Raw genomic sequence first — 13,360 nt, forward strand, 5'->3', positions numbered from 1 at the left:
TGGGCCCGTCCGGGCCTGGGTGGGTGGGGTTACAGCGCCTTGCCGACGACGCTCAGGGAGAACGTCATATAGCGCCGGGCGCGCGGCTGAAACTCGGGCACCCGGTAAGGGCCGAGCGACCCGAGCACCGCCGCAACGGGGTTGTCGGGGTCGGTGCTGGGGATCTGGGTGCGGAGGGCGTAGACGATCTCGGCGAGGTCGGCGGCGTCCTGCGGGTTCTCGGGGTCGCCTGCGAGCACGGAAAGCCCGACGTTGCGGCGGCCGGTGAGGAGTGAGGTTTCAGGGCCGCCGTCGTTGCGGATGACGAGCAGACGTTCGGGGAACTGCTCCCCGCCTGGTTCGCGGTTGTCGACCTCGACGCCGCGGCACACGTCCTCCGGGCGAGCGGCGAGGGCGGCGCGGTACCAGCGGGTGAGGAAGAGTTCGAGGTCGGCGTGGATGACCGCGGGGTCAGGCACGGCTCGCTGCCTTGCCGAGCGCGCGGGCCAGGGTTCCCTCGCGAGATTCGACGATCATCGCGTGGCGCACGTCGGCGACGACGGTGGCGACGACGCCCTTGACCTCGACATGGATGCTGTCGCGGTACTCCCCCGACGCGACCGGAGCATCGGCGCGGGCAATGTCCGCGACCGTGTCTGCGGCGTCGGTGACGACGCCTCGGACGCCGGCGGACTGCGCAATCTCGTCCAGGGCGTCGTCGAAGAACTGCGCGGCCATCATCCCTCCCGATCTTCGAGTGGCACTTCGAGGTGGGGCTGCCACCCCGTGAACGGGTTGCGGTCCGCCGCGGGCTTCACGTGGACGAAGTACTCGACGCCGTCGGCGCGGATGCGGTCGCCAGGGAGCACATCGTCATCGGGCTGGCAGAAGAGGCTCTTCTCGGTGAGGATCTGCGCGCGCGTCGCCGTCTCGGAACGCGTGCTCGAGCTGGAGGCGACCCATGCCCCGTCGATGGTGATCGTCGTGGCTTCCGACCAGGGCCCAGGCACGGTCCGGGCCGGGTTGTACGGGTCGGGGCGCTGATCACGGCGATCGCGCTCGACGGTCTGACCGAAGGCGAAGCCGGTCATGAGTACTTCTCCGGCCACAGGCGGCTGATGCCGGACGGATCGGGGAAGCTCCCGACCGGGAGCGCTCCGCTCGTCGTCGCGCCGCACAGCGAGCGCAGAGACGCTGTGGCGTCCCCGTCGAAGGCAGACGCGATGTCGCGGTACTGCACGGAGGCGTTGTTCACGGCCTGCGAGCGCACGTTCCGCGTGCCGGGCTTGGGTAGCTCAGCGATGACGCCCTTGAGGATCGCGACGACGTCTTTCCGTTCGTCGCTACCCTCGTCGAAGCCGTCGAGGCAGGGGGCGATGGTGCGTGCGCGCACCAGCACTCGGCGGGCGAGATCCTCGTCCTGGATGCCGAGCTCAGCGGGTGTGATCTTCACCATCGCCCCCTTCTCTCACGCCTGGGCCTTGGGGGCCCGTGCGGCGGTCTTCTTCTCGGGCTCGGCCTGAGCAGCTGCGGCCTTCTCCGCCTCGAAGGCCTCGCGCTCGCGCGCCAGCTCTTCCTTCGCGGCGACGACGTTCGCCACCTCAGCTTCGATCGCCCGACGTGCGGCGACCTCGGTGGCCTCCAGCTGCTCGGCGTCAGCGGAGAGCGCCTCGCGCGCCGCGGCGAGCTCGGCTTCCTTCGCTTCGACGGCGGCGGCGACCGCCTCATCGAGGTCGGTCTGCGTGGGGGCGGCCGCGGCCACTCCGACGACGTCGGGCACCACGTTGAGTCGGTCGAAGCGCTCGAGGTCGTCCTCGTGCACGTCGACCTCGTCACCGAGGTGGCCAGTTTCGGGTCGGCCGTAGACGTCGGTGTAGACGACGAAGCCGAGCTTGATGGTCCGGGCGGCCATCAGCCGGCCAGTCCCGTCAGCTTGAACACCGAGTAGGGATCGGTGATGTAGGACACGAAGCGCGCGTCGGTCTGCACCCACGTGCGCTGCGAGCCGGGCTCCCGCCACGTCTCGGTGCCCAGCGGCTTCTCGGGGCGCATCTCGCCGGGCTGCTGCGCCGCGAGGGCGAAGGCAGTGCCGGGAGCGACACGGTTCGACGCCCGGAGGTTGTCGATCCCCGAGCTCTCCAGCGCGTCGGTGAGGTCGTCGCCGTAGACGATGCGAAGCAGCACCGCCTGGTTCGGGTTCACGATGAGCGTGTCGATCTCGACGCCCAGCTCCTGGGTGTCGGCGAGACCCTGCACGCGGGCGATGTCCGACGCGGGCCACAGGGCCGCGTTGGTCTGACCGGCGCCGCCGGTCACGACGTTGCCCCAGTTCGAGCCGACGACGGTCTGAGACGGGAACGCGGAGAGGGCGGCATCCAGGATCGCGATGCTGCGAGCGTCCTGACGGCGAACCATCGCGTTCATGATCTTGCGACCCTCGCGCTGGATCTTGCCGCCGTCGTTGCGGTCGCGAGCCTCGTCGGTGACGAAGAACTTGCCACCGTGCTTCTCGACAGCGGCGACCTTGGGCTCCCCGTCCTCCGAGGTCAGGTTCGGGAACTCCGAGCCGGGCGCGACCTCCTGCACGTCACGCGTCGGGAACAGGTCGTTCAGCGTGAGCTGGTCGTAGATGACCGCACCGCCCGAGACACCTCCCGGCGTGGAGAAGATCAGCGGGCTGATGTAGTTCCGCAGGGCGATGTCCGACAGGTAGCGCGTGATGCGCGTCGGCTGGTTGAGCATCGTCTCCACGGTGATGGTGGAGCCGTTGACGGTGGGCGCCGCGAAGGGGTACGCGGTGGCGCTGGCGTTGGCCATGGTTCGCTCTCCTTTCTCAGTAGAGCTCGATGAAGACGTCGGATCCGGCGGCGCCGGTCGACCAGGCACGCCCGCGGGGCTTGCCTGCTGCGAGCGTGACGGCTCGCCCGTTCGCGCCGACCTCGACATCGGCGCCGACGGCGATGTTGCCGCCCGCCGTGACGGGGACGACGGACCCCTTGCCCCGGAGGACGTGGAGCTTCGCACCGGAGGCGGTGTCGCGCGAGGCGACGCCGACGGTGGCGCCCGCGGCTGTGGCGGTGACGACCGTGAGGGTCGTGCCGGCGGCGGCGTTGACGCCCGCGGAGATGTCGACGAACGTCTTACCGGTGATGGCGCCGGAGGCGGTCGCGGTGACGTCATCACCGGGGCGGTACAGCGGGATGGTTTCGTTCATGGCGTCGCTCCTCAGCGCTTCCAGTTGGACGGGTAGGCGGTGTCGTCGTCGGTGAGGCCGACGCCGTGGCCGATCTCCTCGACGGGGAGCGCGGTGTTCGGCTGCAGCGACGCGATCGCGGCGGCCGTTCCGGTCTCGTCGGTGTCGAGCATCTTGCGGAAGTGCTCGCTCGAGGTGGGGGCGATGCGGCCCGCGGCGATCGCAGTCGCGATGATGCCGTCGCGGCGGGTCTTGTCCTGCTCGGCGCGTGCCAGGGCGCCGGCGCGGGCGTCGCGCTGCACCTGGTCCCAGACGTTCGCGTCGACGGCGACCGTGCCCGAGAGCAGGCCGGGGTTGGTGGGCTGGGCGGCGGTCGGGGCGGCGGCGGTCGAGACCGTCTCCGCCTCGGCGACGGGCTCGGGCGTGCCGAGCCGCTCGTCGACCGCAGCCGTGGGGGCGTCGTTCGTCACGACGTTCTCCTTTCGGATGGGGGTACCCGGCTCGGACGAGCTCGGGGGCTTGGGGGCCGATGCGCGGGCGGATGCCGCAACGGCACGGATGCGGTCGGTGACCGCGTCGTCGGGCTCGTCGTCGACGAGGATGACCGTGTCCACCTCGTCCTCCTCGACCCCGACAGTCGAGGCCGCGCCGGCGTCCATGACGACGCCGATGCGGTCGGCGAGGCCGAGCTCGACGGTCGCGGCCGCGGTCAGCCAGGTCTCGTCGGCGAGCATCGTCGCCCAGTCCTGCTCGCCGGCCTTCTCGGTGTAGATCTCGATCGAGGACGCTTCGACGACGTCGAGGAACGCGGCGACCTTCCGCATCTCGGCGGCGTTGCCCCAGGCGATGGACGAGGGTGAGTGGATCATCATCTGGCTGCCCTTGCTCATCACCGTCTCGTCGCAGCCAGCGGCGATGAAAGATGCGGCAGAAGCGGCGATCCCGTCGACGACGGCGATGACGCGGGCGCTGTTGGCGCCGAGCATGTTGAGGATGGCCATGGCCTCCCACACCTCGCCGCCGGGGCTGTTGATGCGGAGGACAATCTGCTCGACGGAAGTGGGAAGCGCGTCGAGCACTCGCGCGACGTCCTCTGCCGAGATGCCCCACCAGCCGCCCCACGAGTCGATCGGGCCGTAGAGGCGGATGGTCGCCACGGTGACGTCCTCGCCCTCGGGCGCCGGCGCCGTGACGGCGGAGAAGAACGATGCCTTCGACTTCGGCGGCTCCACTGACCCCCAGTAGCGGCGCTCCTGCCGCTCTTTGGCGTCCGCCGCGCGGGGGCGGACGGGCGGTGCGGTTCGAGTGGTCACGATGCCTCCTGGATCTGGGTGGACGGTTCGTCCGGGTCGAGAGCAGCGCCGGCACGACGAGCGATCGCACGGGCCTCACGGCGCGTGAGGAACGGTGCGCCGACGGCGGGGGTGGACTTCTGCACGGTCTCGGCGATCGCTCGCGCCGCGCGCGGGTCGACGTCGTCGTCCGGATGGTCGGCGCCGACGGCGCGGACGGGGATGCCGAACTGCGCGCGCAGGTGAGCCTCGAGCGCCGGGTCCCACTTGATGGCGCCGGAGTCGAGCAGGGCACGGATCGATTCGGCCGTGGCTGGGTGCTCGTTGCCGATCTTCGGCGGGACGAGCCGCGGAGCGGGCTCGTTGGGTCCCCAGTTCTTGTCGACGAGATCCTCGATCACGTACTGCTGGGTGATCGTCGCGATGTGCCGAGCGAGGGCGTTCAGCGACTTCGTGAAGAAGTCTCGGAACGTGTCGCCGAGCGCATACGAGCCGGTGGAGTTGTCGCCGCCGAGGTTGAGGAAGTTCGTCAGCGCCGCGCGGCCGATCTGCTCGTCGTAGTAGCGGATCTGCTTGTCGAGGTCGGGCAGGTTCCCCTCGACCCCGCTGAAGGTGAGCGTCGCGCCGTTCGGCAGCGAAGCGCCCGCAGTCTCGCCAGCGCGCGATCCCCTCGCGATCTGGATGCCGCGTTCGATCTCGGCGTCCAACCACGCCTTGACCTTCGCGTCGTCCTTGAAGTCCGGCGGCGGTGCGCTCGTGTAGATCGGGAGCCCGAGTCCGTTGCGGTCGGAGGCGAGCGCCTGGACGCGCAAGGCGCGGTCTTTGAGCAGCCACATCTTGTAGGCCGGGCGGAGCATCGAGACGCCCGCCCAGTTGGCGCCCTCGCGCTGGTGCACGTAGACCACCAGGCGGTTGACCGGGATCTTGGCATCCGGCGACGAGGTGAGCGTGAAGGTAGCCCGCTTCGGATCTGGGCTGGACAGTCCGATGCCGAACTGACGGATCGCGACGAGGCCGCCGTCGCGGGCGACGTCGAAGCTGGCGATGGTGCGGTGGGGGCGCCACGCCAGCTTCTTCAGGTGGGCCCGGCCGAACGAGTCGGGCTCGTAGACCTGCTCGAACACCGAATGCCCGAAGGCGAGCTCGAGCAGCGCGAGCGGAAGGTGCTCGTTCCACGAGAACCGCCCCTTGGTGCGGAGGGGCGCCTGCCACACCTCGCCCTTGATCTCGATGCCGAGATCCTGCGACACGTGACGGGACACCTCGGGCCGCACGCCGGCGCAGTCGAGCTGCCACTCGGATTCGAGCATCGGGAGCGTGACTGCGAGCAGGACGCTCGCGATCTGCGGGTCGTCGCGTCGCATGCGGTCCACGAGCGGGACGGACTTGGGCCACTGGAAGTCCGGGTCGGCTTCCGACTCGTCGATGAACGTGTTCCATCCGGCGAGCGGGGCGGTGACGTAGCCGATCTCGGTCAACGTGGGGACCTCCTGGTTCAGGGGCGGGAGAAGCTCGCCCAACCGGTCTGGGGCGTCACGTCGCGGGCGACGAGCTGCGCAGCAGGCGGTGGGGGCGCGACCCTCTCGGGCGGTGGAGGCGTGAGCATTTCGAGGCCGTACAGCGCCTCGCTCTCGGCGACGAGGCCGGAGATGTCGACGGGCTTCGACTTGCGACGCGACCACGCCTTGTTGTCGGCGTAATCCATGACCACGCCGCCCTCGACGGCCGTGTCGATGTCCGGCTGCTCGACGACGACGAGCTGGCGATCGCGGACGCGGTCACGCATGCGCGCGGTCGCGTGGGCGAACTGTCCGCCGTCGAGCGCGTGCACGACGAGGCCCGCCTCTTCGAGCAGGGGCGCGAACTCCGCGGCGCGGCATCCGCGGCTCTGCACGACCACCTCGCGGTGGCCTGACTTCTTGGCAAGGTCGGCCATGAACTTCGGCACCCACAGCATCCCGGTGCGCTTCACGCGCGTCGTGACGAACGGGCGGCCGTCGGTGGTGAGTACTGCAGCGGCCAGCCAGGTCATGTCGTCCTCGCTGGTGTCGAGCGCCCATACCGTGCGCGAGCCGCGCGCGACGCTGACCTCGGCGGGCAGGACGCGACGCGGCCGCCAATCCCGCGGCGAGATGTACGACTGGACCTTGGACGTGACCCACTGGCACAGCACCTCTGTGCGGTAGGACGCCTCGAGCATGTCGCGGGAGTCTTGGAGGCACATCTCGACGGTGATCTCGCCGTACCCGATGCTCGGGTTCGCCTGGAGGATCGCGTCGACGTCGTCGAGCCGGCATCCGTCGGGCGCCGACCATTCGAAGAGCGCTGAGGTGGGAGCGACCAGCTCGCCGTTGGCGTACGCCTCCAGCTCGTCGAGCCCGCGGGACAGCCAGTCCTCGATCTCGGCGATGCGAGTCTCGCGCTGCTTGCGGAGCACGACGGAGCGGACGTCGCCGGCGTTCGAGATGCCCCAGAGCTGCGAGTTGAACACGGCCTTGGTGGTCTGCGCGACCGAGTCCCACGCGTCCCACGTCTGCTGCTCGCGCATCTCGTCCATCAGGACTCGGGCGGCGGACTTGCCGCGGCCGCCCTTTCGGGATGCCGCGCGGACCTCGTAGTGGGCGCCGTTGCGGAGGTAGATGCCGGGCTGGCCGTTCTTCCGCTGGAGCTTCTGCACGGCCTTCGCGAGCGAGGGGACGTGCCCGTCGTTCTCGGTGTCGCACCAGCGGCCGGTGAGGTTCCACACGTCCTGGGCGGTGTCGAGGTTCTGCGCGGTGCCGAGCACCTTGAACCGGAACGGGGGTAGCCGTTCCTCGAAGCGGTCAGCGTCGACGAACAGCCACCAAGCGGCGAGCACCGCGGCGAGCATGCTCTTGCCGTTCTGGCGCGCGACGAGCACGATGACGCGGCGGAACCGGAAGGTGCCGTCGGGGTTCAGCTCAAGCGCGTGGATGAGCAGCCACTTCTGCCATGGGTACAGCGCGACCTTGAGGAACACGAGCGCGAACTCGATCACCTCGAACCCGAGCGACGTCTCCGGCGTCAGCGGGCGCAGCGGGCGCGTCCACAGGCGGGGCTCCTCGCTGCCGCGCAGGTCGGAGTAGTCACCCTGCGGATCCGCGGTTGCGGTTCTTCCAGTCGTCGAGGTCAACTGGGCCCTCCTTCGGAGGCTCGACCGCGGCCTCCGTGCTCGGGGGCGGGATCGACGCGTTGAGGGCGGCGCGAGCGGCGGGCGTGGCGCCCAGCTCGCGGAGCCCGTTCCACAGGTGCGGCAGCAGGTACAGCGCCTTCGTCGCTTCGAGCGACGTGCCGTTCGCGACGGCGTGGTCGATCTGGCGAGCCACCTGACGGCAGGACGCGATGAGCGCCTCGTCCGCGGCCGTGGTCGGGATCTCGCGCAACGTGTTCTCGAAGGCGTCGGTGATGGCGTCCTTGACCCGCGTGGGCTCGCCCAGCAGCCGTTGACGCTCCTGCATGAGCTTCACGACGCGGTCGGTCGCCGCGGCGTCGCCGTTGATGGCCTTCTGCCAGTGCGCGCGGTGCAGCGCGTCGATCCGCTCGAGGTCGATGATGCGGGCCGCCGTCTGGTCGAGCGCGACGGTGGATGCCGCGATCGCCTTCTGCACGGCCGCCTTGGCCTGCGTGAGCGTGCACGAGAGCTGCACGGCGATCTGCTCGTACGGCACCGCGGCACGGAACAGCGCGAACGCCTTCTTCTGGTCAGGCGCCGGCATCCGCGGTCCCGGTGAAGTCGACGGGCACACCGTCGCGGACGGGGACCGTCCCGGTGTGCTCCTGGAAGCGTCGGCAGATGACGTCGGCATACGTCGGGTCCAGCTCGACGAGCAGTGCCTTCCGGCCGAGTCGGTGCGCGGCGATCATGGTCGACCCTGACCCCCCGAAGCCGTCGATGACCCATGCGCCCGGGGCGCACGAGTTCGTCAGCATCGCCTCGACGAGCTCGACCGGCTTCATGGTCGGGTGCACCGCCGATCGCGACGGGCGCGCGATGTCGAACACGGTGGATGAGCGGTTGTCGCCGTGCCAGTGGTCGCCGCCGCGACCGAGCCGCCCCGTGCCGTCTGCGGTGAAGCCGTAGGCGATGGGGTCGAAGTCTCGGGGCGCGGCGTCGCCGATGACACCCTCAGCGATGGGCTCGGACTGGTAGTGGTAGTCGGCGCGCGAGAGGACAAACCGGTCCTTCACCCACATCAGCGTCTGGCGGTACCGGATGCCGAGGCGCTCCATCGCCGTCTGCAGGGGCACGCGCAGCACGTCGGAGTGCGCGACGTAGATGGGCGCGCCGGGACGGCACACGGCCGCGGCGACTTCGAGGAACGCCACGGACACAGCGATCGAGGCATCCGCGCCGTCGTTCTGGATGCGGAGGCCCGTGCCGCCCTTGTACTCGACGCCGTAGGGCGGGTCGGTCCAGCAGCAGTCGAAGGTGACGCCGGCGGCCGCGGCGCGCACGGCGTCGAGGTCGCCCGACGAGCCGACGAGCAGGCGGTGCTCGCCGAGGTGCCAGACGTCGCCAGCACACGAGATCGCGTCTGCCGGGTCCGGGCGGTCGGGCACGTCGTCGGGATCGGTGAGCGACACGGGCGTCGACAGCTCGGCGATCAGCGCGTCGAGGTCGCCCTGCGTGTAGCCGGTCCCGTCGAGGTCGCCCGCGGATGCCAGCGCGGCCACCAGGTCGGCGTCGTCGTACGAGCCGAGGTCGGCCAGCCGGTTGTCCGCCAGGACGATCCGCGTCGCCGTGACGTCGTCGACGTCGACCGTCGTGGCCTGCACCGTCTCCCACCCGAGCGAACACGCCGCGAGGAACGTGTGGTTCCCCGCCAGGATCTCGTTCGCCCGCCCCGTGAGCGTCCCCACGTTCACCACGAGCGGGCGGTACTGCCCGTGCGCGGTCAGCGACTTCGCGATCTCGCGCACGTCACCGCGACGAGGGTTCCGGTGGAACAGCGACAGCTCCCCCACGCCGAACTGGACGACCTGCAGGCGGCTCAGCGTCGATTCGTCCACCCAGATCACCGTCCTTCGAAGTCTCGTGCGTGCGCGCGTGCGCGATGGGGGTACCCACAACCCCAGGGGAGAGAGGAAGCGAGTCCGGAGGTCGCGTCCGTGGGTGTTGGGGATGCTGGATTTTTTGAGGGGGGCGGGTTGGTGGTCAGGAGCGGATGACCTCGGCGTGCTGGGAGCCGTTGAGGGAGGCGCACAGGGACTCCCACGCGTGCGTGTCGCGTACCAGGGCGTCCACTCCCTCGTCGAGGTACAGGACGTCGGCGCTCACGCCTCGGGTGCCCTGACGGTGCGAGCGGATGATGACCTCTCCCCCGGTGGTGGGGTAGCTGACTCTCTCTGCGCCGTTGGCTCGGCGGACGGTGACGTCGACGCCGAGGGGTGCGGCCTGGGCGATCTGGTCGAGTGCTTCTCGCGAGAGCGTCGTGTCCTGGGTGACGACGATGATCCGCTTCCCCTTGAAGGCGTCCGCGTTGATCCCGGCGGCGGCGTATCGGTTCATCGGTTCCTCTTCTCCTGGCCGCAGCGTTCGCAGCGGATGGTGGCGGGTGCCTGGGTGTAGGCGTTCCCGGAGTACCCCCAGCGGTGGATGCCGAGCGCGCAGCGGAGGCCGACCGTGTTGGGCTTCGCCGACAGGCCGCCGTATTCGCGTCGCCATGAGGGCTCAGGTGCCACCCGCACGGGCAGGCGGTCCCACTGCTTCGCCTCGTGCGGGCCGGCGGGATACGCAGGCTCGGGAGGCCAGTTCAGCATCGTGCGCTGCTGCGGCGGCAGGTACAGCACGTGGCCAGCCTGCTCCCACGGGTGCTCAGGGTGGTGGCTGTCGGTGCCGTCGGGGTCGAGTTCACGTCCGCTCATCGGAGACCTCCTCACCACCAGTCGGGGACGAGCTCGCCGAGCCCGCCACCGTCGATCGCGCCGTTGCCCCTGGTCTGGTTGCAGAGGGTGTGGCTGTGTCGGAAGTTGTCCCAGTCCTCGTACAGCTCGGGGTGCGTCGAGTACGGGTAGTAGTGGTCGAGGTTGTGGGACTCGGGAGTCGTGCCCGCACCGGCGTCGTAGTCGATGCCGCCCTTGCAGATGTGGCAGTTCGCTTCCGGGTCGCCCTCAGCGTCGAGACGCTTCCCCTCTTCGAAGAACTGCTGGCGCAGCTCGTGCATGCGGCGGCTGTCGCTGCGGGCCTTGACGGCGCCGGGACCGAGGGTGGCCGTGTCGGAGTACTCGTCCATCAGCACCTCCGAAGATGTGAGGGGCGCCGGCGCCGTGGTCGGTCCATCGGCGCCCCTCAGATGTGGCGCAGGTACCCCGCGGGGGTCCTTCGCGGCAGGCAGCTCCGCGTTGACGCCAGTCAGACACCGGCCGGAAGGAGTGGGAGGCGCGTCTCGATCATGCGCGCCTGCTCCGAAGTCTCGAACTCCCGGCCGGTGGATCAGAGGGCGACGTGGTCGCCGAGGTTCGTGGTGGCCGTGTGGCCGTCCGTGTCGATCACGACGCCCTCGAGCGGATATCCGTCGCGTTCGTATCGGAGGATGTCGCCGACGCGGATGCCGTGCGCGTCGCCCACGGTGACGGTGCGGGGGGCGGTGGCGTCGAGCCAGTCGACGGCGGCGCGCGCTTCCCGCGCGAGTTCGGGCCCGTCGGGGTGGGGTGACGTGTCGAGCACGTCGGCGAGTTGGGTGAGCCCGGCGCGGTCTCGCTGATCCTGCAGCAGGGTCATGTTGGCCCGGTTGATGGAGGCGAAAGAGCCATGTCGGGGGTCGCGGATAGGCTCCACGGCAGCCCTCCAATCGATTGCAGTCGATGGTGGGTCAGACCCCGATCGGCGTTGGCGCGCTGGTCGGGGTCGTCTCGTTCAGGTGGGATGCCGAAGGCCCCGGAGCGGATGTGCTCGGCGGGGCCTTCGGGGTGGTGTCCGTGTCAGACACCTTGCTAACCATGAATGTAGGGGCGGCCAACGGGATGCTGTCAACATCAGCTCGAAATTGGTTCTGGGGAGTCCTGTCCGGCTGTCTCCGCGGCTCGTTTCGCTCGGAGGCGCTGCTGGTGCACGGGGTCGTTCTTGAGCCTCTGTCGCCACCAGGCGAGCAGCACGCTCAGCTCGACGACGCGCACCCGCTGTCCCTCTCGGACCTCCCACCCCATGCGCATGCCGTTGAGGTGCCAGCGCCGGATGGAGCGGCGGGACCGCTTCACCCGCGCGGCGGCCTCACGGTAGGTGAGCTTCGTCATGGCTCCCGTTTCCGCAGAATGGCGCTGCGCTCGCGTCGCGACTTGCCACCCCAGATGCCGTCGGGCTCGTTCCTCCTAAGCGCGTACGCCAGGCACTCCGGCTGCACCGGGCACGAGCGGCAGATGCGTTTCGCGTCGACCGTCGAGTCGCCCCGCTCCGGGAAGAACGCCTCCGGGTCCATCTCCGCGCACGCGGCGTCCGCCACCCACGGCTCCGGCGCCAGCATCCCGCCATCTGACCACGCGCGCCGCGGTTCCCCCTCGGTGGCGAACATCAGCAAGCCCCCGCTGCCAGGTCGGCGCGGCGCGCGGCCTCGCAGTCGGAGCACGAGACCGCGCCCCATTCCGAGGTCGACTTCGCGGGTGTCGTCTTGCGGCCGCAGTAGCCGCGCCCCGTGTCTTTCACGCGGACGCACACCCGTGCGTTGTCCGCCGTCGACGAGAACGCCACGGTGTGCGCGCGACGGTCCTGCGCGATCGGACCCGCGCTCACGCGTCGCCCCCGGGACGGTGGTGGCACACCTGGCACGAGCGGAGCAGCACGGGACCGTCGGGGCCTTCCTCCCAGTCGACGGTCACGCCAGCCTCGCCGCAGAGCTCGCACACGGCAGGGCGGGCGCGGCGGACGGTGCCGGTGTCGAGGCGGGTTCGCGCGCGGCGGATGAGGCGGAAGAGTTCCCCTTCCTTCTCGGCGAGGTCGGGCCAGCTCAGGATGTGCTCGACCCATGCCGCCATCCACTCGTTCGCAGCGAACGCCCACTGCCGCGCGAGGTCCGGTTCGTCCGGGAGCGACGGCGGCAGCGCGGGCGCCTCCACGCCGAGTCGGGATGCTGCGACCGAGAGGTACGCGCGAAGGGCCTGCCAGACCGCGGCCGCGTTGCGGGACTCGGGGCCGTCGACGACCGGCATGTTGTCGATGAACCCTCCGCCCGAGACGCGCTCGCGGAGCTGCGCCGCGCGGAGCCGCTGCGGCGCCATAGCGACTGTTCCGACGGCCTGGACGACGTTGGGGAGCTGGTCGACGTGCCAGAGGTACTGCTCGACCCACTGGCGGTATCCGGCTTCCGGGTCGATCGCGTCGAGGGGAATGGTCATGCGGCTGCCTTCAGGTGAGCGGCGAGCTCGAACCCGCACATGGGCTCGTGCTGGTACGAGATGCGACCCGCTCCGCATGTGCAGCCGTCGACCTGCTCGATGAGCGTGTTCCCGTGGACGCTGAATGGCGAACGGCGGAGGCTGAGCCCGCCCTTCCACGGGATCGGCTCGTCCAGGGCGCGCGGGTTCGCCAGCACGAGGTGGTGGCCGGCGCGCTCGCTCCACTCGGTGCAGACCTTCCAGTCGCCATCGCGGTCCTGCGTCATGCAGTCGAGCGCGGCGTGCACATCGACGAGATCGACGACGCCGATGATTTGCCCGAAGTGCGCCCACATGGGGCTGAGCGGTCGGTAGAAGCTCTTGAGGGCCGTCATCGCTGGCGAGCTGGCCCACGCCTTCCGGAAGGTTGGGTCTTCCCATCCGGCTTCGTCCTCGCGCAGGGCGACGTGAATGGCGATCGGCCCCCTGTAGCTTCCCGCGAGGTTGCGGGTCCGGTTCTCGACGGTCTTGCCGCCGTGGACGATCGCCCACGCCCACGGCTGGCGCACGG

Annotated in this window: 20 protein-coding genes; all 20 read right to left on the reverse strand. The window is 70.1% G+C overall.

All coding sequences use genetic code 11. The features are described from left to right. Positions 1-29: 29 nt before the first annotated feature. Positions 30-458: a hypothetical protein gene (locus tag IFU19_RS05155; protein ID WP_192013094.1), complete on the reverse strand. Its 429-nt coding sequence runs from the start codon at positions 456-458 to the stop codon at positions 30-32. Then, positions 451-720: an HK97 gp10 family phage protein gene (locus tag IFU19_RS05160; protein ID WP_192013095.1), complete on the reverse strand. Its 270-nt coding sequence runs from the start codon at positions 718-720 to the stop codon at positions 451-453. The genes IFU19_RS05155 and IFU19_RS05160 overlap by 8 nt, the downstream gene beginning before the upstream one ends. Further along, the gene (locus IFU19_RS05165) at positions 717-1,070 is read right to left on the reverse strand and encodes a hypothetical protein (protein ID WP_192013096.1); all 354 of its coding nucleotides are present in this window, start codon (positions 1,068-1,070) and stop codon (positions 717-719) included. Before IFU19_RS05165 ends, IFU19_RS05160 begins: the two co-directional genes overlap by 4 nt. Further along, positions 1,067-1,435, reverse strand: a complete 369-nt coding sequence (locus IFU19_RS05170) for a hypothetical protein (protein WP_192013097.1) — start codon at positions 1,433-1,435, stop codon at positions 1,067-1,069. The genes IFU19_RS05165 and IFU19_RS05170 overlap by 4 nt, the downstream gene beginning before the upstream one ends. Positions 1,436-1,447: 12 nt before the next feature. Further along, positions 1,448-1,891, reverse strand: a complete 444-nt coding sequence (locus IFU19_RS05175) for a hypothetical protein (protein ID WP_192013098.1) — start codon at positions 1,889-1,891, stop codon at positions 1,448-1,450. Then, positions 1,891-2,796, reverse strand: coding sequence for a major capsid protein (locus IFU19_RS05180; RefSeq protein ID WP_192013099.1), 906 nt, complete (start codon positions 2,794-2,796; stop codon positions 1,891-1,893). The genes IFU19_RS05175 and IFU19_RS05180 overlap by 1 nt, the downstream gene beginning before the upstream one ends. A 16-nt stretch (positions 2,797-2,812) precedes the next feature. Continuing rightward, on the reverse strand, positions 2,813-3,193 hold the full coding sequence (locus IFU19_RS05185; protein ID WP_192013100.1) for a capsid cement protein: 381 nt from the start codon (positions 3,191-3,193) through the stop codon (positions 2,813-2,815). Positions 3,194-3,204: 11 nt separating this feature from the next. Then, the gene (locus tag IFU19_RS05190) at positions 3,205-4,485 is read right to left on the reverse strand and encodes a head maturation protease, ClpP-related (RefSeq protein ID WP_192013101.1); all 1,281 of its coding nucleotides are present in this window, start codon (positions 4,483-4,485) and stop codon (positions 3,205-3,207) included. Continuing rightward, complete coding sequence (locus IFU19_RS05195; protein WP_192013102.1) at positions 4,482-5,942, reverse strand: phage portal protein family protein; 1,461 nt, start codon at positions 5,940-5,942, stop codon at positions 4,482-4,484. Before IFU19_RS05195 ends, IFU19_RS05190 begins: the two co-directional genes overlap by 4 nt. A 17-nt stretch (positions 5,943-5,959) precedes the next feature. Beyond that, positions 5,960-7,615 carry a terminase gene (locus tag IFU19_RS05200; protein WP_192013103.1) on the reverse strand — a complete coding sequence of 552 codons (1,656 nt, stop codon included), beginning with the start codon at positions 7,613-7,615 and terminating at the stop codon, positions 5,960-5,962. Next, on the reverse strand, positions 7,569-8,198 hold the full coding sequence (locus tag IFU19_RS05205) for a terminase small subunit (RefSeq protein ID WP_192013104.1): 630 nt from the start codon (positions 8,196-8,198) through the stop codon (positions 7,569-7,571). Before IFU19_RS05205 ends, IFU19_RS05200 begins: the two co-directional genes overlap by 47 nt. Beyond that, positions 8,185-9,492 (reverse strand): DNA methyltransferase, encoded by a 1,308-nt coding sequence (locus IFU19_RS05210; RefSeq protein WP_192013340.1) that lies wholly within the window; start codon positions 9,490-9,492, stop codon positions 8,185-8,187. The genes IFU19_RS05205 and IFU19_RS05210 overlap by 14 nt, the downstream gene beginning before the upstream one ends. 145 nt (positions 9,493-9,637) lie before the next feature. Further along, positions 9,638-9,991 carry a hypothetical protein gene (locus IFU19_RS05215; RefSeq protein WP_192013105.1) on the reverse strand — a complete coding sequence of 118 codons (354 nt, stop codon included), beginning with the start codon at positions 9,989-9,991 and terminating at the stop codon, positions 9,638-9,640. Further along, positions 9,988-10,347 (reverse strand): hypothetical protein, encoded by a 360-nt coding sequence (locus tag IFU19_RS05220; protein WP_192013106.1) that lies wholly within the window; start codon positions 10,345-10,347, stop codon positions 9,988-9,990. Before IFU19_RS05220 ends, IFU19_RS05215 begins: the two co-directional genes overlap by 4 nt. A gap of 11 nt (positions 10,348-10,358) precedes the next feature. Beyond that, positions 10,359-10,715 (reverse strand): hypothetical protein, encoded by a 357-nt coding sequence (locus tag IFU19_RS05225; protein WP_199858603.1) that lies wholly within the window; start codon positions 10,713-10,715, stop codon positions 10,359-10,361. A 200-nt stretch (positions 10,716-10,915) separates the two neighbouring features. Then, a complete protein-coding gene (locus tag IFU19_RS05230) occupies positions 10,916-11,203 on the reverse strand; it encodes a hypothetical protein (protein ID WP_192013107.1) in 288 nt (95 codons plus the stop codon). 254 nt (positions 11,204-11,457) lie between these two features. Further along, a complete protein-coding gene (locus IFU19_RS05235; protein ID WP_192013108.1) occupies positions 11,458-11,715 on the reverse strand; it encodes a hypothetical protein in 258 nt (85 codons plus the stop codon). Then, positions 11,712-11,990 (reverse strand): WhiB family transcriptional regulator, encoded by a 279-nt coding sequence (locus IFU19_RS05240; protein ID WP_441004766.1) that lies wholly within the window; start codon positions 11,988-11,990, stop codon positions 11,712-11,714. The genes IFU19_RS05235 and IFU19_RS05240 overlap by 4 nt, the downstream gene beginning before the upstream one ends. Positions 11,991-12,204: 214 nt before the next feature. Then, entirely contained in the window at positions 12,205-12,810 is a 606-nt protein-coding gene (locus IFU19_RS05245; RefSeq protein WP_191925762.1) for a hypothetical protein, read from the reverse strand. Further along, the gene (locus tag IFU19_RS05250; protein ID WP_192013109.1) at positions 12,807-13,358 is read right to left on the reverse strand and encodes a hypothetical protein; all 552 of its coding nucleotides are present in this window, start codon (positions 13,356-13,358) and stop codon (positions 12,807-12,809) included. Before IFU19_RS05250 ends, IFU19_RS05245 begins: the two co-directional genes overlap by 4 nt. Positions 13,359-13,360 lie beyond the last annotated feature (2 nt).

This window comes from Microbacterium sp. CFBP 8794, from assembly GCF_014841235.1.
GTDB lineage: Bacteria > Actinomycetota > Actinomycetes > Actinomycetales > Microbacteriaceae > Microbacterium.